General features: G+C 33.4%; 24 protein-coding genes. 2 read left to right on the top strand and 22 right to left on the bottom strand.

Going from position 1 to position 21841, the window contains the following annotated elements:
• Positions 1-7 precede the first annotated feature (7 nt).
• The 20 genes from ACQ5J2_RS03880 to ACQ5J2_RS03785 form a co-directional block, all read right to left on the bottom strand.
• Positions 8-790 carry a DUF4292 domain-containing protein gene (locus tag ACQ5J2_RS03880; protein ID WP_432672421.1) on the bottom strand — a complete coding sequence of 261 codons (783 nt, stop codon included), beginning with the start codon at positions 788-790 and terminating at the stop codon, positions 8-10.
• 8 nt (positions 791-798) lie between these two features.
• Positions 799-2130, bottom strand: coding sequence for a tetratricopeptide repeat protein (locus tag ACQ5J2_RS03875; RefSeq protein ID WP_432672420.1), 1332 nt, complete (start codon positions 2128-2130; stop codon positions 799-801).
• Between the two features lie 3 nt (positions 2131-2133).
• Positions 2134-3144 carry a sugar phosphate nucleotidyltransferase gene (locus ACQ5J2_RS03870; protein WP_432672419.1) on the bottom strand — a complete coding sequence of 337 codons (1011 nt, stop codon included), beginning with the start codon at positions 3142-3144 and terminating at the stop codon, positions 2134-2136.
• Between the two features lie 99 nt (positions 3145-3243).
• Positions 3244-3678 (bottom strand): dUTP diphosphatase, encoded by a 435-nt coding sequence (dut, locus tag ACQ5J2_RS03865; protein ID WP_432672418.1) that lies wholly within the window; start codon positions 3676-3678, stop codon positions 3244-3246.
• A gap of 36 nt (positions 3679-3714) precedes the next feature.
• Complete coding sequence (locus ACQ5J2_RS03860; RefSeq protein WP_432672417.1) at positions 3715-5178, bottom strand: lipopolysaccharide biosynthesis protein; 1464 nt, start codon at positions 5176-5178, stop codon at positions 3715-3717.
• Between the two features lie 250 nt (positions 5179-5428).
• Complete coding sequence (atpG, locus tag ACQ5J2_RS03855) at positions 5429-6292, bottom strand: ATP synthase F1 subunit gamma (RefSeq protein WP_432672416.1); 864 nt, start codon at positions 6290-6292, stop codon at positions 5429-5431.
• Between the two features lie 89 nt (positions 6293-6381).
• Complete coding sequence (gene atpA, locus ACQ5J2_RS03850) at positions 6382-7959, bottom strand: F0F1 ATP synthase subunit alpha (protein WP_432672415.1); 1578 nt, start codon at positions 7957-7959, stop codon at positions 6382-6384.
• A 15-nt stretch (positions 7960-7974) separates the two neighbouring features.
• Positions 7975-8508: an ATP synthase F1 subunit delta gene (gene atpH / locus ACQ5J2_RS03845; protein WP_432672414.1), complete on the bottom strand. Its 534-nt coding sequence runs from the start codon at positions 8506-8508 to the stop codon at positions 7975-7977.
• Positions 8509-8512: 4 nt separating this feature from the next.
• Positions 8513-9013, bottom strand: coding sequence for a F0F1 ATP synthase subunit B (locus ACQ5J2_RS03840; RefSeq protein WP_432672413.1), 501 nt, complete (start codon positions 9011-9013; stop codon positions 8513-8515).
• An 81-nt stretch (positions 9014-9094) separates the two neighbouring features.
• The gene (atpE, locus tag ACQ5J2_RS03835; RefSeq protein WP_078212011.1) at positions 9095-9286 is read right to left on the bottom strand and encodes an ATP synthase F0 subunit C; all 192 of its coding nucleotides are present in this window, start codon (positions 9284-9286) and stop codon (positions 9095-9097) included.
• Positions 9287-9316: 30 nt separating this feature from the next.
• The gene (atpB, locus tag ACQ5J2_RS03830; RefSeq protein WP_432672412.1) at positions 9317-10474 is read right to left on the bottom strand and encodes a F0F1 ATP synthase subunit A; all 1158 of its coding nucleotides are present in this window, start codon (positions 10472-10474) and stop codon (positions 9317-9319) included.
• Positions 10475-10592: 118 nt separating this feature from the next.
• Positions 10593-10988 (bottom strand): DUF6168 family protein, encoded by a 396-nt coding sequence (locus ACQ5J2_RS03825; RefSeq protein WP_432672411.1) that lies wholly within the window; start codon positions 10986-10988, stop codon positions 10593-10595.
• A complete protein-coding gene (locus ACQ5J2_RS03820; RefSeq protein ID WP_432672410.1) occupies positions 10989-11222 on the bottom strand; it encodes an AtpZ/AtpI family protein in 234 nt (77 codons plus the stop codon).
• The gene (locus ACQ5J2_RS03815; RefSeq protein ID WP_432672409.1) at positions 11212-11595 is read right to left on the bottom strand and encodes a bactofilin family protein; all 384 of its coding nucleotides are present in this window, start codon (positions 11593-11595) and stop codon (positions 11212-11214) included. Before ACQ5J2_RS03815 ends, ACQ5J2_RS03820 begins: the two co-directional genes overlap by 11 nt.
• Complete coding sequence (locus ACQ5J2_RS03810) at positions 11596-14361, bottom strand: tetratricopeptide repeat protein (RefSeq protein WP_432672408.1); 2766 nt, start codon at positions 14359-14361, stop codon at positions 11596-11598.
• A 225-nt stretch (positions 14362-14586) separates the two neighbouring features.
• Positions 14587-15282, bottom strand: a complete 696-nt coding sequence (locus tag ACQ5J2_RS03805) for an ABC transporter ATP-binding protein (protein ID WP_432672407.1) — start codon at positions 15280-15282, stop codon at positions 14587-14589.
• An 18-nt stretch (positions 15283-15300) separates the two neighbouring features.
• Complete coding sequence (locus ACQ5J2_RS03800; RefSeq protein ID WP_432672406.1) at positions 15301-16773, bottom strand: DUF5687 family protein; 1473 nt, start codon at positions 16771-16773, stop codon at positions 15301-15303.
• A gap of 55 nt (positions 16774-16828) precedes the next feature.
• Positions 16829-17521 (bottom strand): hypothetical protein, encoded by a 693-nt coding sequence (locus ACQ5J2_RS03795; protein WP_432672405.1) that lies wholly within the window; start codon positions 17519-17521, stop codon positions 16829-16831.
• Position 17522: 1 nt separating this feature from the next.
• A complete protein-coding gene (locus tag ACQ5J2_RS03790; RefSeq protein ID WP_432672404.1) occupies positions 17523-18182 on the bottom strand; it encodes a hypothetical protein in 660 nt (219 codons plus the stop codon).
• A 1-nt stretch (position 18183) separates the two neighbouring features.
• Entirely contained in the window at positions 18184-18519 is a 336-nt protein-coding gene (locus tag ACQ5J2_RS03785) for a PadR family transcriptional regulator (protein WP_432672403.1), read from the bottom strand.
• 151 nt (positions 18520-18670) lie between these two features.
• Between ACQ5J2_RS03785 and ACQ5J2_RS03780 the strand changes: the two genes are divergently transcribed.
• Positions 18671-19723, top strand: coding sequence for a 2Fe-2S iron-sulfur cluster-binding protein (locus ACQ5J2_RS03780; RefSeq protein WP_432672402.1), 1053 nt, complete (start codon positions 18671-18673; stop codon positions 19721-19723).
• A gap of 83 nt (positions 19724-19806) precedes the next feature.
• Positions 19807-20115 (top strand): hypothetical protein, encoded by a 309-nt coding sequence (locus tag ACQ5J2_RS03775; RefSeq protein ID WP_432672401.1) that lies wholly within the window; start codon positions 19807-19809, stop codon positions 20113-20115.
• Positions 20116-20133: 18 nt separating this feature from the next.
• On the opposite strand, the gene ACQ5J2_RS03770 is transcribed toward ACQ5J2_RS03775, so the two are convergent.
• Positions 20134-21105: a glycosyltransferase family 9 protein gene (locus tag ACQ5J2_RS03770; protein WP_432673251.1), complete on the bottom strand. Its 972-nt coding sequence runs from the start codon at positions 21103-21105 to the stop codon at positions 20134-20136.
• Between the two features lie 48 nt (positions 21106-21153).
• A complete protein-coding gene (locus ACQ5J2_RS03765; RefSeq protein ID WP_432672400.1) occupies positions 21154-21759 on the bottom strand; it encodes a DUF4254 domain-containing protein in 606 nt (201 codons plus the stop codon).
• Between the last annotated feature and the right edge of the window lie 82 nt (positions 21760-21841).

Raw genomic sequence — 21841 nt, 5'->3', positions numbered from 1 at the left:
TGCAAATTTAGTCAATAAAAGTTCTTTCATAACCACTTGGAACACTATAAGGGAAAGAAAGTTCTTCGTCAAACTTCACTGAGCTGTATTCGATGTCAATTTGAGTTTTCTTTCCGTCATTAACTGCATCAATGTTTAGTGCGATTGGGAACGAAATATTGTCGTATTGCTTGTGATTTGGATATTCTACCGTTAAGGTGCGGTTCTCTGATAATTGCTGAATTTGCTGCTTCTTTATTAAATACATTGACGCTTCAAAAAGAAAAGTTTTCAAAATGTTTTTTGACGACTTATCTTCTAATTTATAAAGTCCATTTTCTACTGAACTTTCGTATTTTCCTTGTTCTAAATTATCAAAAGCTTCGCCAATTAGCATGTTTTGCACTTTCGTGAAATCTAAATCTGTTCCCAACCATTTGCTTAACGTTCTGTAATCTCCCTCAAAATAACTGCTTCCGCTTTTCTCGTAATACTTCACTTCAGTAGGTGTAATCACTCCTTTTGCCATTGTAATTCCGAAGAACCGAATACTAATCAAAATTTTTTCGTCTTTCTGAATTCGAATATCGGCCGAAAGATTCAAAGACTCTTTTGGGTTTTTATAACTTACATCTGCTTTGATGTATGCCGTTTTAAAAACTTTGTCTAATTCATAATGATTGCGAACAATTTTTTCCGCTTTCATTGGTTTAGTTGCTGTTGCTTCAGCAATAAATCCTTTGGGTTTACACGAAGTTATTGTTACTAAAAACAAAAAAGTCATTATAGAAAACCATTTTTTTGAAATCATATTTTGCTTTACTTTTTTAATAATTGATCTGCTTTTTTGAAATACAATTCCTTTTTCTTTTGGTCACCCAAACCATTGTAAGCTTCACCCAATTGAATATTGAAATTAATCTCTAGCGCTTTATTTTCAATTACATAATCCATTCCTGTTTCCAGATAATCTTTAGCTTTGCTGAATTTTTTCAGTTGATTATTTGCCAATCCTACATAATAATACAAATCGGGTTGCGACGGAAAAAGTTCCGTCATTTCTTCTGACTTCTTTGACAAAACATCAAATTGTTCCAGTTTGACATACATTTCAAACAACAACAGTGCCGTCTCTAAATCATTTGGATTGTTTTTCAAATCCATTTCATAATAAGACTTTGCTTGATTCCAATCGTTTTTATTCTGGAAAAATTTCCCTACTTCTTTTGCAACAGCAACATCTTTATCAGAATCAAAATAAGCAACCGCTTTAAGCAAATCGGCATCGTAACCCGGGTTATTTTTAGCAAAAATCAAAAACTCATTCAAAACGCGGTGTTTGATTTTATTATCGATTTTAGGGCTATCAAAAATCTGATGCATAGCTTTAACGGCTTTTGTCCCGTCGTTATTGTTCAAATGAAATTTAAATAAACTCACTTGAGCCCAATCGGATTCTGGAATGGCAATTTCCAATTTCTTAGCCACTTCCACCGCCTTTTCTTCTTGATTACTACTGGAATATAAATAAATCAATGCAATGTAATTGGATTCATCCTTTGGATTTTTAGCAATTGATTTTAGTAATTCCTCCTTTTCACTTCCCTGAAAACGAGCATCTAGCATAATTTGTTTCCTATAATTGTCCCTTTTTTCCGATTTCCCAAAGTCGTCATTCATTTCATTAATCAACTTCAAAGCTTTGTCGTATTGTTGGGTATACATATAAAGCGATGTCAAATCTTCTTTGTAATTTGTATCAAAAGCCACTAATTTCGTGACTAAAACTATTGCTTGATTGTAATCTTGGGTTTGATAAGCCACATCATACATGCCGTGAAGATACCATCTGTTTTTGGGGTCAATTTGAACTGCTTTTTCAAAAGCGTCGTAAGCGTCTTTGAATTTCTTTAGCTTTAGATAATTCCGACCCAATTCATTATAAACTGCAGCATTATTAGGCTCTAAAACCAGACATTTTTGTAACGATTCAATTGCTCTATCGTTGTTTTCAATTCCTTTTTGCTTCAAAGCTTCATAATAGGAAATTTGAAATTCATTGGTTGCCAAAGCAATATCATCCGGCTCTTTTTGTGCAAAAGCCGAAAAACCAGATGTTATGAGCAAAAACCCTAAGATTATTTTTTTCATTTTTTATTCTAAAACCGAGTAATCACCAATGCTGATTGACGTAAAATTTCCGTCAAAAATAGCATGATTTCCTATCATTGCGTTATTTAAATTGGCATTTTTTATATGTGAATGCGTTTGAATCAAACTGTTTTTAACGGTTGAATCAATAATGTGGCAACCTTTTCCTATAGAAACGTTTGGACCAACTGTAGCGTTTATCAAAATCACATCGTCGGCAATATAGCAAGGAGGAATTATGGTAGAATTTTCTAATTTCACATTGGAAGCCATTAAAACCGCTCCGTCATTGTGCAAAAAGCCTAACATTCTGGTATTTGTATCAACAGTTACCTCTTTGTTTCCACAATCCATCCATTCGTCTACTTGTCCTGGAACAAATTTCATGCCTTTGGCCATCATTTGCTTGATTCCATCGTTAATTTGGTACTCGCCACCATGAATAATATTGTTGTCAATAACCAATTGCAGTTCGTCTTTAAGAACTGACACATCTTTGAAATAGTAAATTCCGATTACGGCTAAATCAGAAACAAATTCTGCGGGTTTTTCAACTAGTTCGATGATTTCGTTGGCTTCGTTTAGATTAATAACGCCAAATGCTTCTGGTTTATCCACTTGTTTTACCCAAATCACGCTATCTGCTGAAGTGTCTAAGTCAAAATCAGCACGAATTAAGGTATCTGCATAAGCAATTACAGCTGGACCTTGTAAAGAATCTTTGGCACACATAATGGCGTGACCTGTTCCTAAAGCTTCATTTTGATAATAGATAGTTCCTTTTGCACCTAATTTTTCAGCAATTGCAATCAAATTCTCTTCTACTTTTTTACCAAAACTTTCGTGAATGATAAAAGCGACTTCATCAATGGGTTGGTTCAAAACTCCCGCGATATCTTCCACTAAACGATGTACGATTGGTTTTCCTGCAATCGGAATTAATGGTTTCGGGATTGTTAATGTGTGTGGTCTTAAACGAGAACCTCTTCCCGCCATTGGTACGATTATTTTCATGTTTTCAGATTTTTACCGCAAAGTTCGCAAAGATATTTCGCAAAGTTCACAAAGATTTTATATTTTCTATAATTGATTACTGTTAATTCTGGCTGAGCACTATTTTACACCTGTACTTCCAAAACCACCTTTTCCTCTAACGGTTGTAGATAATCCTGAAACCAATTCCCATTCAGCTCTTTCATGTTTTGCAATAATTAATTGAGCAATTCGTTCGCCGTTTTCTATAGTGAAAGAAACATTGGATAAATTTACTAAAATCACACCAATTTCACCACGATAATCCGCGTCGATTGTTCCTGGAGCATTCAAGACTGTTATCCCATTTTTAGCAGCCAAACCACTTCTTGGTCGAACTTGTGCTTCAAAACCAACAGGCAGTTCCATAAACAGTCCCGTTTTCACAATCGCTCGTTCTAAAGGTTGTAATACAATAGCCTCTTGAATATTTGCTCTCAAATCCATTCCGGCGGAAGCCAAAGTTTCATAATTTGGTAATTCGTGTTGTGATTTATTGATGATTTTAATCGTCATAATCGTTGTATTTTTGTGAAAATTTTAAAAAGTAAATTATGCTTTTCTTTTTAAAATTCGATTAATAATTTCTTTTTCGTTGTAATAAATAAAATAAGTGAATACCAATAGCATAGGAATTCCTACAAAATAATTTTCTCTGAAAAGATAAAAATAAACAATCGAAAATACGATTGAGAGTCCCAAATAAGCACTTATTTTTTTCATATCATACGGAATTGGATAGTATTTATTTCCCAGAACATAGGAAATAATCATCATCGTTCCGTAAGCGGCAATTGTGGCAATCGCTGAACCATAATAACTCATCGTTGGAATCAATAAATAATTCAAAACCAATGTAATGATGGCTCCGACAATTGAAATATAAGCACCAATGTGGGTTTGGTTCGTTAATTTGTACCAAACCGAGAGATTGGTGTAAATTCCTAGGAAGAAATTCGCTAAAATAATCAAAGGAACAACTCCCATCGCATTCCAATAGGACGAATCACGAATCATTACTAATTTTAAAACATCGGCAAAAACGATTACTCCTAAAGTCATCAAGGAACCGAAAATAACAAAATATTTGGTTATGGTGGCGTAGGTTTCTTTGGCATTTGCATTGGAAGCATGACTAAAAAAAAACGGTTCGATTCCCAAAGTATAAGCCGTTCGAAACAAAACCATGAACAAACCTAGTTTGTAACATGCAGAATAAATTCCCACTTGTGCTTCGGCAACATCAGCAGGTAGTAAATAATTCAGTAAGATTTTATCAAACTGATCGTTAATGGCAAAGGCAATTCCGGCAATCATTATCGGGAAACCGTATTTCATCATTCGTTTCCAAAGTGCAAAATTGAACTTCCATTTGACTTGGAAATAATTGGGCAATAATACAAGCAAAGTCAGCAAACTTGCTACGATATTGGAAACAAAAATATAACCAACTTGGAAACCTTCAAAGTAAAAAGAACTTATGAAACTACCGGGATACGATGTGGCAATTTTGGGTAAATAAATTAAGAAAAATAGGTTTAGTCCTAAATTGACAGCCACATTTCCAATCTTTACTATTGCATAATATATAGGTCGTTGGTAAGCTCTTAATTTTGAAAAAGGAATAATGACTAAAGCATCGAAAGCTAAAATCCAGATAATATATGTAATGTACTGAACGTCAATATTTATAAAGTGACTTACGGAGTTTCGGAACAATAAGGCTACGGCCAAAAACAATAAAGTAGTCCAAAAAACAGAAACCATAGATGTTTCTACCACTGACTTTTTATTTTCTTCGGTATTGAAAAAACGAAAGAAAGAGGTTTCCATTCCGTAAGCAAGGATGACATTGAAAAAAATGAGATAGGCAAAAATCACATTTACCCGACCGTACTCTTCTTTGGGAAGTAATTCAGTATAAAGTGGTACCAGAAAGAAACTGAACATCCGAGGAACGACAGTTGCTAATCCGTAGATGGCAGTTTGTTTAAAAAGATTTTTGTAGAGACTCAATGGAAAACAATTTGGAAACAAAAATAACTATTTCTTTCTTCTAAATTTCTATTTAGGAGTGCAATCATTGAAATATCAGTAGAGCATCATAAATTGTTAAAAAAAAGGAAGTTTCAGCTTTACTCAGATTGCACAAATTAGCACAGATTTACTTCACAAAAAAACGTAGAAAACTAACAACAAAGAATTTATAAAACAAAAAAAAGAGTTGATTACTCAACTCCTTTTGAAAATATATTTTTATAGAATATTATCCTGCTAATGCTTCCGCACCACCAACAATCTCTAAAATTTCATTTGTAATTGCTGCTTGACGTGCTTTATTGTAAGTCAATTTCAATTGATTTCTCAATTCTGTTGCATTATCTGTCGCCTTGTGCATTGCCGTCATACGAGCTCCGTGTTCTGAAGCGAAAGAATCTCTGATTCCTTTGTACAACTGTGTTTTCAACGATTTAGGAATCAACGTCAAAAGAATTTCTTCTTTTTGTGGCTCATAGATATAATCAACATTTGTAGATGCTACATTAGCAGTTACTATTGGTGCTAATGGCAAAAATTGCTCAGTCATTACAATTTGAGTGGCTGCATTTTTAAACTGGTTGTACACCAATTCAATTCTATCGTATTTTCCTGAAAGGAACTTTTGAGTCAAATCTTCTGCAATTGTTGCTACGTTATCAAAAGTCAAATCGTCAAAAATATGACTTTCATTATTTGTGATGGTACATGTTTTAGTTAAAACGTCGTTCCCTTTTTTACCAATTGCATAAACAGCTACATTTTTACCTGCGTAAAATTCTGTTCTACTTTTGACTGCTTTAATTATGTTAGAATTAAAAGCACCACACAAACCTCTATTTGAAGTCACAGCTACTAATAATACACTGTTTATTTCGCGTTGTGTAGTGTACTCACCACCAACATCTCCTTCAAGAGAAGAGGAAAGATTCTGTAATAGTTCGGTTAACTTCTCGGCATAAGGCCGCATTGCTGTAATCGCATCTTGTGCTTTTTTTAGCTTTGCTGCAGAAACCATTTTCATCGCAGAAGTAATCTGCATTGTTGATGAAACGGAGGTAATTCTATTACGGATTTCCTTTAAATTTGCCATCTTTTAAAAATGTATATTGTAAAAAATTGTATAAAGTATACTGTATTTGCGACTTGCATTATACAATTTACTTTATACAATATACTTTATTAATTATATTTCGCTGAAACTTCTTTCGCTACGTTTTCGATAACACCAGTAATCTTGTCATCTAATTTTCCTGCTTTCAAAGCATCTAACGTATCTCTGTGTTTGTTATTCAAGTATTCTAAGAAATCTCTTTCAAATTCCTTTACTTTATTTACAGGAACATTTCTCAACAAGTTTTTAGAGCCTGCATAGATAATTGCAACCTGATCTTCCACGGTATAAGGGTCATTCAAACCTTGCTTCAAGATTTCAACGTTTCTTTTTCCTTTTTCAATAACATTCAATGTAACGGCGTCAAGATCAGAACCGAATTTAGCAAACGCTTCCAATTCACGGTATTGTGCTTGATCCAATTTCAAAGTACCTGCTACTTTTTTCATTGATTTAATTTGAGCGTTACCTCCAACACGAGATACAGAAATACCTACGTTAATCGCCGGACGAACTCCAGAGTTAAACAAATCTCCATCAAGGAAAATCTGTCCATCTGTAATCGAAATTACGTTTGTAGGAATATAGGCAGAAACGTCACCCGCTTGTGTTTCGATAATTGGCAAAGCTGTTAATGAACCACCACCTTTAACGATTCCTTTAATTGAATCTGGTAAGTCATTCATGTTTCTTGCAATCTCGTCATTCGCGATTACTTTACAAGCTCTTTCTAGCAAACGAGAGTGTAAGTAGAAAACGTCTCCAGGATACGCTTCACGTCCCGGTGGTCTTCTTAATAAAAGAGAAACCTCACGGTAAGCAACCGCTTGTTTAGATAAATCATCATAAACAATCAAAGCTGGACGACCAGAATCTCTGAAGTATTCACCAATTGCAGCACCTGCCATTGGAGCATATACTTGCATCGGAGCTGGGTCAGAAGCATTTGCAGCAACAATAACTGTGTAAGCCATTGCACCTTTTTCTTCTAACATGTTAGCAATTCCTGCTACAGTTGAAGCTTTTTGCCCAATGGCAACATATATACAGAATACAGGTTGACCTGCATCATAAAATTCTTTTTGATTCAAAATGGTATCGATACAAACAGTTGATTTACCTGTTTGACGGTCACCAATTACAAGCTCTCTTTGTCCACGTCCTACTGGAATCATGGCATCAACAGCTTTAATACCGGTTTGCAAAGGTTCAGTAACGGGCTGACGGAAGATAACTCCAGGAGCTTTTCTTTCTAACGGCATTTCGTATAATGTTCCACCAATTGGTCCTTTTCCATCAATTGGAAAACCAAGAGTGTTTACTACACGTCCTACCATTTCTTCACCAACTTTAAGCGAAGCAATACGTTGTGTTCTTTTTGCAGTTGATCCTTCTTTGATACCCGTTGATGGTCCTAAAAGTACCACACCAACGTTATCTTCTTCAAGGTTCAAAACGATTGCTTCAAGACCATTATCGAATTCAACTAATTCACCATATTGAACATTTGATAACCCGTAAATACGAGCGATACCATCTCCAACATTTAGAACTGTACCCACTTCTTCAAGTGTTGCACCCGATTCAAAACCTTCTACTTGCTTTTTTAATATTGCTGAAATTTCAGCAGGTTTAATATCCGCCATAATTATTATAAATAACTAGTTACTTAATTCTCTTTTTAAAACGTGTAAACTGTTGGCAACTGAAGCGTTAAATTGCTTGTCGCCTATTCTTAAAATAAAACCTCCAATAATGGATTCATCTACAGTATTTTGTAGCGTCACGGTTTTAGTTGTAAATTCTTTCACTTTTGCCAATACTTTAGCTTCCAAATCATAAGTTAATGGAAATGCTGTGATTACTTCTGCAATTTCAACATTATTCACTTCGTCCAATAATTTTTTATACTCAAGTGCAATCGTTTCCAAAATTCCAAATCTTTTATTAACTGCTAATAAATGGAATAAGGATTTAGTTGTAGCGTCACTAGAAGCAAAAACTTCTAATAATGCCGCTTCTTTATTTTCAGCACCTATAATAGGACTTTCAACAAAGTTACTCAACTCTTCATTACTTTGGATTGTAGATGCAATAAGTAGCATATCTGTTCCAACTTCTTGAGATGTTCCTTTTTCTTGGGCGATTTCCAGAATTGCTTTGGCGTATCTGATAGCTGCTCTTGTACTTGCCATAGTATTAGTTTAAGGTAACGTCACCTAACATTTTCTCAACTAATTGTTTTTGAGAATCTTTGTTAGACAATTCTGTTTTCAATAATTTTTCAGCAATTTCTAATGATAAAGTAGAAACTTGTGCTTTCAATTCTGACATTGCAGCATTCTTTTCAGCTTGAATAGCTGTTTTAGCTTGCTCAATCATTCGAGCGCCTTCCGCTTGTGCATCTGTTTTAGAATCTGCAATCATTTTTTCTCTCATTTCACGAGCTTCCTTCAACATTAAGTCGCGTTCAGCTCTTGCTTCAGCTAATAATTTTTCATTATCTGCTGTAAGATTTTGCATTTCTCTTTTTGCATTTTCTGCAGAAAGCAATGCGCTTTTGATTCCTTCTTCTCTATCATTTACTGCATCAAGAATAGGTTTCCAAGCGAATTTTTTCAATAATAGAATCAATCCAACAAATATTATTATTTGCCAAAAGAACAATCCGAATTCAAACTGATGTATTAATTTATCCATTATATATGTTTTTTAACTTTTGTTGTAATAATTAAAACAATAGTTACAACCAACCGTTGCAACTATTGTTTTTTGTCTTAATTAAGATGCGAATAACGCAGCGAAACCAATACCTTCAATAAGAGCTGCTGCAATAAGCATAGCTGTTTGGATTTTTCCCGAAGCTTCTGGCTGACGTGCAATAGCGTCCATTGCTGAACCACCAATTTTACCAATACCTAAACCTGCTCCAATAACAATTAATCCGGCTCCTACAATAGTTGGAATTTGCATAATATATATATTAAAAATTAAACATTCTTATTAAACGTGCTGTTCTTCATGATGGTGCTCTTCACTTGCAGAACCAAAATATAGTGCCGCTAACATTGTGAAAATATACGCTTGAAGAAAAGCAACTAAAATTTCTAGAATAGCAAGTATAAATGATAATCCGAAAGATAACGAACTTCCTATCCAGCTTTTAAAGATAAAAATTAAACCAATAATACTCATTAATACAATGTGACCTGCAAAAATATTTGCATACAAACGTATCATTAATGAAAATGGCTTGATAAATACCCCTAACAATTCTATTGGTGCCAAAACAATTCGCATTAATTTAGGTACACCTGGCATCCAAAAAATGTGACCCCAATAATTTTTATTAGCACTTAAATTTGTAATTAGGAATGTGATAAATGCCAAAGCAAAAGTAATGGTCAAATTTCCTGTAACGTTTGCTCCAAGTGGTGTTAATCCAATTAAATTTAAAAACAAGATAAAAAAGAATACGGTCAATAAAAAGCTCATGTATCTTTTGTAGTTTTTAACTCCAATATTAGGAATAGCGATATCATCGCGAATAAACATTACAAGTGGTTCAAAAATTCTTCCCGGTCCTTTTGCGATACTTCCATTTTTAGCGTATGATCTTGCTAACGATGTAAATAAGAAAAACATTAAAAACGAGATTGCTATAATAAACATAACGTTTTTAGTTATAGAAAAATCTAAAGGTCTTTCATTTGCTGGAAATCCCGTTTTTTCGTCTTCTGTAATTGTTCCAGAAACGTCTGTTTTGTAAATTTTTCCATCATGATGGTTGATGACGTAGTAATTTCCATTGGATTCTGCTACAGATTCACCATGATTGAATTTAGAAGAAGAGAAAAACTGAACTCCATTGTCCCACAATATAATAGGTAACGAAAATCCGTAATGCTTACCTTCTTCATAATCAGAAAAAAACGTCATGTCATGCGAATCCAAAACGTGGTGATTCTTGAATGCGTTTATTTGCGATTTAATATCTGTTGGTTTAGCATGACCTTCATCGTGTGAAGCTTCATCTGAATGTACAACAGAATTTGCTTCAACAGCCGTTGAGTCAATTGAAGGATTTGCATGTGAAATTAATGGCATAAATGCGACTAATAATGCAACGATAAAATGGATAGGCTTTTTTGAAATCAGCATAACTTTATTTTACTTAAATTTTAAGGTTTCTAAAATTTGGTGCAAAGGTACATTTATTATTAATATTACAAATAGATTACATCTATTTTTTAAATGCATTTGCATATTTATAGACTGTTTACTGCTTTTTATTCAACAATCGTATTGTAATTAACGTCTCAATTATCAAAAATAGAACAAAAACTACGAAAAAGTTAATTCTCTCTAAAGTATTTTCATTATCTGAGGTTATAATTTTTGAGAATATAACATAACAGAGTATCGCTTTAAAAGTTGTGGTTAACATAAAGGTCATTCCTACAACATCCTTGTTTTTTTGATTGACAATTATTAATGTGGTTAAAATCACAACCGAAAATAACGTCAAAATTAAATAGATATATTTTAATGAAATTTGATATAATTCAAAACTTGACTTATAATTACTATTTTCCAAGAACACTATATTGCCAAAAAACAATACCAAGGCCAGTAAAATTGTAGTAATGACAGTCTTTAGAATTTGAACTTTCATTTACTTATCTTCAGTTTTTCCCAATTCATTTACTTGCCTGTAGACATTATACAATGCTAAAAATACACCTACAAGCGTAATTACCTTGGTATAAGCAATGCTTGGATTTGGATATTTATCGTCAAGCCATTGTCCAGCATAAGCAAATACAAATATAATTACACCCATTTGAATTGGTATATTTATCAATGCAATCCATTTATTCCGCTGTTTTTTGGAATCATTATTTTCCATTGGATGTTGGTTTTTTAGCACTTTGTTGCATCACACAAGAGGCACTGAAATCAGCACCAGGTTGAACTGATAATTTTCCGCAAGTTACCTCCCCGCTTATTGATGCTTTAGATTTGACATTCAAAATTTCTTCCACTTTCAAAATACCATCAAATTTTCCTTCAATATCTGCATTTTTGCAAATGACGTTTCCTTTAATACTTCCTGTTGGTCCAATAACAATTTTTCCTGTCGTAGTAAAATTCCCTTTTAACTGACCATCCAAACGAAAATCAGCTTGCGAAATAATATCACCAGTAATTTCAGTTCCTTCCACAATTCGGTTGGTTTTTCCTAAAAGGTCTGTATAAGCTTTGGGTGCTTTTTCTTTCATTTATGGTCTTTTTGTTGGACGTACAACTTCATTCGTTTCTTCAACTGGCTGGATTCTCCCTGATTCCTTATCCGGTTGTGTAACTTCTTTTTTAACTTCCGGCTTCACTTCCTCCGTTTTAACTTCTACTTTACTTTCGGGCTTTACTTCGTTTTTTACTTCAGATTGGCTTTTTATATAAGTTTCTAAATTCTTCTGAATTTGAATGACTTTATAATTTTCAGTTGAAGCAATAATCACCGGTTCCTTAATTTTAAAATCCTTATAGTCTTTCAAAATAGTCACAATATCTTTCGCTTTTTCTTCCGATGGAATTCCATGAACCACAAGCAAAATCTCATTCATATAATACGTATCTACTGAATATGCTAAAGATTCCGAAGTTCGCTCAGTAGTGAATTTTTTGATTTTATCAATCAGAATTTTATTATTAGTACTAATCGTATCGGTGATTTCGTAAATAAGTTTCCAAGAAGTTGCTTTTTCACCGTCAAATTTCAATTTCTGAAAATACGGAATATTTTTGCTTAACAAACTTTCTGCTGATTTACCTTCGTCACTATTTGGATAATTCAATGCCACAAAATTAAGTGCTATTTTATATTCCTCTACACCTTTTAGTTTTCCAACAATATTCGCTTTAAGCAATTCAAACTTCGAAACAATTTCGTCTCCTGTATACAAATCTACTGCAGCTTCAACCTCATCCAAAAGTGCAACATTCGTATTTTTCTGGTATTTTTTATACAAACCCTCGTATTTCGCTTCAGGGGTTTGGCTCAATTGTTCTGCATTCAAACCTTCATTACTCATAATTTGAGCATAACGAGAATCTGGGTATTTAGCTAAAATTTGTTGTTTCATCCCCAACGCTTTTGCAGGATTGATGATTTCATAAATTTTAAACAAATTATACATCGACGGTAAAATCAATCGCTCTTCAGGATTATGGTCAAGTAATTTTTCTAATTTATCAGAGGCCAATTCATATTCCTTGAATTTTTCCTTATAAATAACACCCAATTGATAATACGCGAAATTTCGGTCTTTTATCAACACATCAATCTCCTCTTGTTTTGTAGGTAATTGTGACGTGTAAAATTCCACAGTATATCTCGGTTCTATCGTGTTTTCAGCTTCCTCAACTTTTGCATCTACCGCAACTGCGTCTTCACCCTCTTTGTCAATTTCGTTGTCGTTTGATTTTGCACCTTGAGACCAACGCCAATTATCCCCTAAATTTCTTTTGCCCCATTTCTTTCTGAATTCATTTTTTCCATAAGAAACAGTTGATGGATTGTAAAAATAAAAGGATTCCGTACTTTTTGGACCAAAATCAGCACCAGGAGGATTCATTGATTTACTACTCATATTCGGACTATCATTATCTAGATAGGACTGACTAACTTTCATGTCTTCCTTCTCCTTTTGTTTTTCTAAAATTTCCGCCGCTTTTTTATCTTCTACCTTTAATTTAGCGATGTGTTTTTCAAAATAAGCCGTTTGAGCTTCTTTCGACATACCCAAAAGATTCAATACACTGTCATTTGCTGTTGCAATTGCCTCATATTTAATTACATCAACAAGATTGTCACGTTTTTTCTGAATGTTTTTATGTTCACGCGAACGTGCATTCAAAACCGTCAAAGTACTGTCGTAGTATTTTCCTGCCGTAGGATATTTCGCATCATCAAAATTCAAGGTGGCTAAATTTCGGTAGTTTGAAGCAATTAAATACTGGTCTTGCATTCTTTTTTTCAAAGAAGCATTGTAGTATTTCGATGCCATTTTATGATTGTCTTGTTTGTCATAAAAAAGCGCCATTTGATGATTTATAAAATCCAAATACGGACGGTTTTCTCGGTCTTCCAATAAATCGTTGTACTTTTCTAAAAAAGCAATCGTATCGCCTTTTGTTGCATCAAACTGTTTTGCCTGTTGTAAATGCGCTTGAATTATATACCGTCTTGGTGATTTTCGCTTCATATCAATAACGGATTGAAAAGCGACAAATGCACTGTCTTTTTGATTCATTTCGCTCAACAATTGTCCGGAAATAAAGGTATAACGGGCTTTTTCTTCTTTAGATTTGGTGAATTCTGTGGCGATTTTCAACTTTACTAAAGCACTATCTTTTTCTTCTAAGTTCAAAAATGCTTGTGCTAAAGTTGCATTTGCGTCTGCAAAAATTTGGTCTTTGAATTTAATTTCACGCAACAGTTTTCGTAGGTTGATAACTGCCAATGCATCATTTTCCATCCGCATATTCGTTTTTTCACGCCAAATTTTTACTTCATAAATTCTATCACTTTCGGGGTATTTGTATAACACATAATTGAAGGCTTCCAACGCGGGAACGAATCTTAAATCATAATACCGGGCTTTACCTAGCAAAAGATGAGCTTCATCCATTTGTGGATTTACCTCTTTTCCGTCAATATTCATCGAACGCTTCTGTATCGCTTTCGTCGCTTTTTCTTCGGCACGCTCAAAGTTTGCGTTTTTTGTCTTGTTTCCGGGTAAACTATTTTCTTTAGAAACTACCATCCGTTCAACCGGAAGGATGTCCCAAAAATCGTCGTTGTATTGTGTTTTTAAATCTTCGATTCCTTTGTCTAAAGCAATATGGCCATTATACAAAACATTGTATTTGGTATTTAATGCTTGGAATTTTCGATTTATAAAGCGGTCCTTTTGGGTAGAACATGCAAACAAAATGGCAAAAACTCCAGAAAAGAGAAGTAACTTAATAAGGCTGTTTTTCAATGTAAAACGTTTTATATTTAAAACTTTCAAAAGTCAATTTTAGTATATTAACGGGTAAAAATACGTTTCTTTTTGTTATGTCGAAAAATTAGGAGCTGTTTTTTGAAAAAAGGATTGGAAAAATATTCTAAAATAGAATAAAATAACCACAAATTCGCAAATTTATCTAGTTTAAAACTTTATAAATTTGCTGATTTGCGGTAAAAAAAATTAAATGATTTTAAATTAAACTGCGAAAAACTCTTCTAATTCCTTTAAAGTTTCAGCTGAAGTTTTAATGTCTTTTACAATTTCACCTTTGTGCATTGCCACAATTCTGTTAGAAACTTCCACCGTATGCATCAAATCGTGACTAGAAACTAAAACAGTAACATTTGGGTCTTCGGCTAATTCCTTGATGATTTTCTTTAATCTGAATTGAGTTGTTGGGTCTAAATTAGCAAACGGCTCATCTAAAATTACAACTTCAGGATTTCCAATTAAAGTAGCAATGATTCCTACTTTTTTCTGATTCCCTTTTGATAAATCCCGTAAATATTTTTTGTTGTTTAGAATTTCACCGTTGAAAAACTCAGTATGTTTTACCAATAAAGCGTCAATATCTGCTTTATTTTGACCTCTTAAATCTCCGATGAAATAAAAATATTCTTCGGGAGTTAAGTAACCAATAAGGAAACTTTCATCTACGAAAGAAGCGGTAAAAGGTTTCCAAGCTTCACTGGTATTGACTTGAACACCATTATTTATAATTTCGCCCGAACTCGGCTGAATCAAATCTAATAGTAAACTGAAAAAAGTGGTTTTTCCAGCACCGTTATTTCCTACTAAACCGAAACTTTCGCCTTTAGGGATTTCTAAATTATCTATTTTAAGTACGGTAGTTCCGTTATATGTTTTTGAAAGGTTGTTTACTTGTATCATGGTTTGGTTTATTTTAGGTTATGCGCTTTTTTGTTTGTAGGATTCTAAGGTTGCGTATTTTTCATTTTTGTAAATTTTGACAATCAAATCGAACGCTTTGTTTTTGAATGCTAATCCCAGAATTCCCGCAAGTGCTACAAATAGCAATCCTGCATTTGGACTTATCAAATAATGTCCAAGTGCATAAAATGCCATGGGTCCAGCTAGTTGTGGAATTGAAATTAACAATGTTTTTACATTGAATGCTTTTTTATCTCCAAATGCTCCTTTTGCAGAAGTTAAATCAATAGGCGTTTTGGTATAAGCACCTCCTAAAAGTACTAAAAGTGAATTGACACCAATATTGTAAACCGCACCTACAAGAATCATTAGATAAATATGTATTCCAAAATACAAGTAGAATGATGCTACGACTGCAGTAACAATTGTTGCAACAACCATTAACCACCATTTAGAATTTAAATATTCACGGTAAGAAATATTTTGAGTCATCATCAAAGCATAATACGAACTGTCCCAACTGGGTACAAATTGACCAAAAGTGATAAGAAAACCACCTGAAACAAAGACTCCGGCAAACATGTGCATCGCTGGATTATCATAAGATTCTATTCCTCCGCTAAAAAACAGAAAACCGTAGAACAAGAATAAAACACTCATAAGAATAGTTGTTTTAGACCGCTTGTTTCTCTTTATTAGTTTAATGTCGTTCTTAAGGAAAGTTCCCATAACTCCAAATTGGTTCAACCAAACTAAATTTTCGGTTTTTGCAACATCGTGTTTTGAAGCCAAACCTGCATCTAAATACAGATTGCTTTTTAAATAATTAAACGTAGTGAAATAGAGCACTACTAAAACCATTAAAGGTAAAGCAACCATCCATTTTGTGTCAAATAAACCTTGGAAAAATGGACCCGTGTAAAGTGTGACATCAAATATTTCATAGTATTGTGAAGCTCCCAAAGCAAAAATGACAATAAAGAAAAGAATGAACAACTTGTCCTTATTATTCAATAAAATATTTAGGAAATTATTGATATAAAATAAAAATATGATTGATAAAAGCCACAAAATTACACTCAAAACATCATAGCCATTTATCAATAAAACAATCGAAAAGGGAAGGAATAAAAATGCGTGTACAAAATTGAAGAACGATAAATATGTTTTTCCAAGTGAAAAATTGACAATCGTTGCTGATTTTATTGGTAACGTCAACAAAGGACGAATGTTCATCACTGGGATTTTTTGCAGTAACAATCGAACAACTAAATCGAAAATAAAATAATAAATCAAGTATTTATTAATAACAATTAACGGATCTGGAAATTTATCTTCTAATCCATAATAAGCTAAAACTCCTAATCCGACAAACATTACAGCGAAATATACGGCTCCAAGAACCATCACAATCTTGAGTGCCAAATTTTTTGCAAAGGAAGCCGATCGAAAAAAAGCTTTCCATTCGAGGTAGAGGAATTTTTTAAACATAGTTTTTGATTTATGGTTACTACATTGGTAACCGAAAAGGGAGATTTGTTACAAATTAATCGACAAATTGATATTCAGGGTAGGTTTCTTTCAAGTACACTTCGGCTTTATTGGGAATAATAACCAAGATGATATATTGACCTAATGCTAAAGAAACGATGAAAAGACTTGCGAAAAGCAAAATGTAATTATTACTTAAATCGCCTTTAAAATGAAGGACGAATTGTAAAGGAATATACAAAAAAGCCGAACCTTGACCGTAACCCGCAAGAATTTCTTTGAACAGCCACTTTTTACCCGTTTCCTCATTGTTTTTCTTTAGTTTCCGTGCGTTTCTGAAGAGTTCGACGAAGAAAAGAACTAAAAGAATAACGACTAAACTAATAAAAAATATATTTGAATATAAACTCATTTTTAGAATAAAGAACAAAATTCCAACTACCGAAAAAGTACCCATAATTTGAGGGAATCGGAAGAAATTTTTGAAATGGCTCCAAACAATTTTTCCATACTTTTTATTCAAAGCGGATTGTCTTTTTTCTACAACGTCCATAAAGCCAAAAACACCGAACTTCTGGAATTCTATTTGCAACGCTTCGTCAAAAGTTCGGGTGGGAAAAAGTTGCCATTGGGCTTCAATTGCATTTGCCAAATGGTCGACTAATTCGGTTTGCAAGTCATAATATTCTACAAAATGTTGGCGTGTAAAAAGGTAGAGTTTTTCTATTTGAGCTTCGTTTAGTTTCATTTTAAATAAATTTACTATTTCTCTTTAATTGACTAAAATGTTCTTTCAAAAATTTGAAATTTGAAATTGGAGCAAGTGCCAGAAATGAAATCATATAAAAAACAGGGAAAACACTCTCAATAGGTCTTTCAAAGACATGGTTGTTAGAGTTTAAAGTATATAACGAAATAAAATACATTGCGAGAAATGCCAAAAATTGTTGTTTATATAAAAATCCAAAGGTGGTTTCACTTTTACTAATTTTAATAACAATGTAACCAATAAATTGAATAAGAATTATAGCCCAAATTGAGTACTTAATTAAAATTAAATTTTCTGAAAAGTTGTCTTTAAACAAAAGAAGAATTGGCGTAAAAATTATTGTAGCTGCTAATAATTGAAGCATTTTTTTCCAGTATAATCTCTTTGCTTTTCGCTTTAGAATTTCTGGTAAAATCCAAATTAATCCGAAATTCAAATCCGCTGATTTTTTAAATTGTGGACTCCATTTCTTTAAGATTGTTAGTAAGGCTTCGTCAAAATTTACAAAAGTATCCTCCATCAATTTTTCTATTTCTGTCGCTATGTGGTCTAGAATTTCAAATTTGTAATCAATATACACTATACCTGATTCTTCAAGAATTTTATCGATTTTATTAATTTGTAATTGATTTAATTTCATCTCAATAACTCAATTTAGGATTAACAATGGTTTGCATATTCTTAATAAAATCTTCCAATTCTGCGAGTCGATTCACAGTTTCAGTTGTTCCTTTCTCTGTAAGTTTGTAATATTTGCGTAAGCGATTATCTACTTTTTCAACTTCCACTTCCAGCAAACCTTCAGCTTCTAATTTATGCAAAGCCGGATACAAAGCCCCTTCAGTAATGTTCAGTTCGCCTTTGGTCATTTCCTTCACTTTTTGCGTAATTTCATAGCCATACATTCTGCCTTTTTCTTCAAGAAGCTTCATGATAATCGTGTTTAGACTTCCTTTATATAATTGTGAATTTTTCATTGTTCCTTTTTTTGAGACTGAAAACACCCTCTTTTAGAATTACAAACATACATAAAATTCTTATACATTAGATTCTTATGTAAGTATTATTTTAAAAATTTGTTATTTTAGAACCTCTCACAATTTGTTATCTTTGCAAAAAAAGAAATTCATGTCAGCATTCTATAAATTAAATGTAAAAGAAGTACATCGGGAAACAGTCACTTCCGTTTCTATTGCATTCAACGTTCCAAACGAATTAAAACCAAACTATAAATTCGTTGCAGGACAATATGTTACGCTTAAAATCAATTTGGACGGTACCGAAATTCGTCGGGCTTATTCCATTTGTTCATCTCCCGATTCTGGCGAATTACGAGTTGCTGTAAAAGCGGTTAAAAACGGTGCTTTTTCGCAATTGGCAAACTCCAAATTAAAAGCAGGCGATTTAATCGAAGTCGGAACTCCAGAAGGAACTTTTACCTTTGAACCCAATTTGGAGCGCCAAAAAAATTATTCAGCATTTGTGGCTGGAAGTGGAATCACACCTGTTTTGTCTATTTTGCAAAGCGTTTTGAGCAACGAACCTAAAAGTACTTTCGTGTTGGTTTATGGTAATAAATCACCTGAAGAAACTATATTTCACCAGATTTTACACGATTTGCAATTGAAATATACAGGACGTTTTTTCGTGCATTATGTATATAGTCAATCTAAAGCTGACGATGCTTTATTTGGCAGAATTGAACGTTCAACGGTTAATTTTATATTGAAAAACAAGTACAAAGACATCGAATTCGATAAATTTTACTTGTGTGGACCTGAGGAAATGATTACTATCGTAAGCGATGTTCTGAAAGAGCAGAATGTTTCTGAAAAAAATATCAAATTCGAGTTATTTACGGCATCTGCTTCCGAAAAAAAGATTGAACAATCACTTGAAGGACATACCAAAATAACGGTAATGGTGGATGATGAAGAAACCACTTTTGAAATGTCGCAAAAGCAAACGGTTTTAGAAGCTGCTTTAAAACAAGGTTTGGACGCTCCATATTCGTGTCAAGGTGGAATTTGCAGCAGTTGTATAGCAAAAATCACCAACGGAACCGCAGAAATGAAGAAAAACTCTATTTTAACGGATGGCGAAATTGCTAAAGGTTTAATTTTAACATGTCAAGCGCATCCCACTTCTACAGAGTTGTATGTGGATTATGATGATGTTTAGGAAGTTGAAGGTTTAATTTTTTAGTTTTAGTACTTTATTCATTCATCTTAATACCTGATAATCAAATCTTAAAATTTTTATCATTGAAAAATAAACAAGAAATATTCAAAAATGCACCTTTGTTGCTGGACGAACCCGAAGTTCAGCAACTTTTGGCGTATTGCGAAAGTTTGGAAGACGAATTGGTAGAATTTAAATTTGAAAAGTCCAATAATAAAGAACTCATCATGCTCGACATGTTGAAAGAAGTCGTCAAAAGTTGTGCGGCAATTCAACAAGAAGAAATGGAACACGAACGTTTTGGTTATGCACTTCCTAATTATTCAGAATCCATTCGGAATTTGAGAAGTTATATTTTTGAAATGAACCGAATCAACAAACTTCGGTTGTAAGGAGTTTTTTATAGAAAATTACAGAAATTCATTCACTTTTTCAACCACCATTTCTGGCGTAATCGTTCGCATTGCGTCTTGATACCCTTCCACAATTTTATTTCCGTAAACCGAAGTTGGCAACAAAGGATATTTAGTTCTATCTGAAGTCAGGCAATTTTCTAAAGGTTGATTAAAAGGCATAAATCCCGCATAAGGATGGGTCGCTCCCCAAAGTGTAATCACCTTAGTTCCTAACATTGCAGCAATATGACCGTTTCCAGAATCCATCGAAAGCATCACATCGAGATTGCTTATGATTTTCATTTCATGAGGAAGTTTGGCTTTTCCAGCCACATTTACCACATTGGTTTTGCCTTGAGTCATTTCGTCTAGGAGTGCAATTTCTTTATTTCCACCGCCAAATAAGAAAACTTTATTGTTCTGATTTTGTGCCAAATCATCAATCACTTTTTGCATCAAATCTAAAGGATACACTTTTGAATCGTATTGTGCAAATGGTGCGATTCCAATCCACTTTTGGGTTTTTGCCTCGTTAAAAACGCCTAGGTTGGGAAAAGTAGGGTTTTCAGTTTGCAATGGAAAACCCATTTGTCTAAAGACTTGTGAATGTTGCAAAATCATACTTGGCAACGGTCTATACATTTTATTTTTAGCTCGAGTTAATGCTTTTTTTACTGCTCGATCTTTATCAACGGTCACCACTTTCAAATTATACAATTTAAAAAAGAACGTTAAAACTTTTGAACGTAAAACATTGTGCAAATCTGCTAAAGCATCTACACCCGAATCTCTTAATTCTTGAAAAAGCCGGAACAATCCTAAGAATCCTTTGTGTTTTTTGTCTAAATCAATTCCGAGAAAATTTACTTCAGGAATGGTGTCAAAAAACGGTTTGAAAAACGGACGCGAAACGACCGTAATTTTAACATCGGGATATTGCTCTACAAACGCACGAATTACGGGAACAGTCATCGCGACGTCTCCCATTGCTGAAAGTCGGATGACTGCTATATGTTTGATGGATTTGGACAAAGTTTATTTTTTATTCTGATACAAAACAGGATTCAAATCATCGTCGTTGTACATTTTCATTTGTTTGTATACTTTCATGAATTTATCGCCACTTTCGATATCTGTCAACAAATCATCAATGGCCGTTGACAAATCACTTCTTTGTTCTAAAAGAGTATTCAACTTTTCCTGACATTTATCTCTGTGTTCTTGCGAAGCTTCTGCACGATTGGCTTCTTCTTGCATGTGATAAATTTTTAAAGCTAAAATAGAAAGTCTGTCAAAAGCCCAAGCTGGACTTTCAGAATTGATTTTCGCATTATTTTTGACCGTAACCGAAGCGAATTTTTGAAGAAAATAACTATCAATGTATTCCACCATATCGGTACGTTCCTGATTGGATGCATCAATACGACGTTTCAACTTTAATGCTGCAACCGGGTCGATATTTGGATCACGAATAATATCTTCAAAATGCCATTGAACAGTGTCAATCCAGTTTTTGAAATACAACAAATGTTCAAATTTTTCTTTTGGAAAGGGATTGTGAACGGGTTGATCAACATTATCAAATTTATGGTAATCTGCAATACTTTGTTCAAAAACGGAATAAGCTAATTTTGAAAACATACTTTTTAAATTTAGAAAGACAAATATACTTTTTATACATTTACAATCTAAAAATAGCACTATTTAATTGAACATTCAAACT

The organism is Flavobacterium sp. SM2513 (genome assembly GCF_050908145.1).
Taxonomy (GTDB): domain Bacteria; phylum Bacteroidota; class Bacteroidia; order Flavobacteriales; family Flavobacteriaceae; genus Flavobacterium.
The sequence above is the reverse complement of the archived record's forward strand: the minus strand, read 5'-3'. Positions and strand labels throughout refer to the sequence as shown.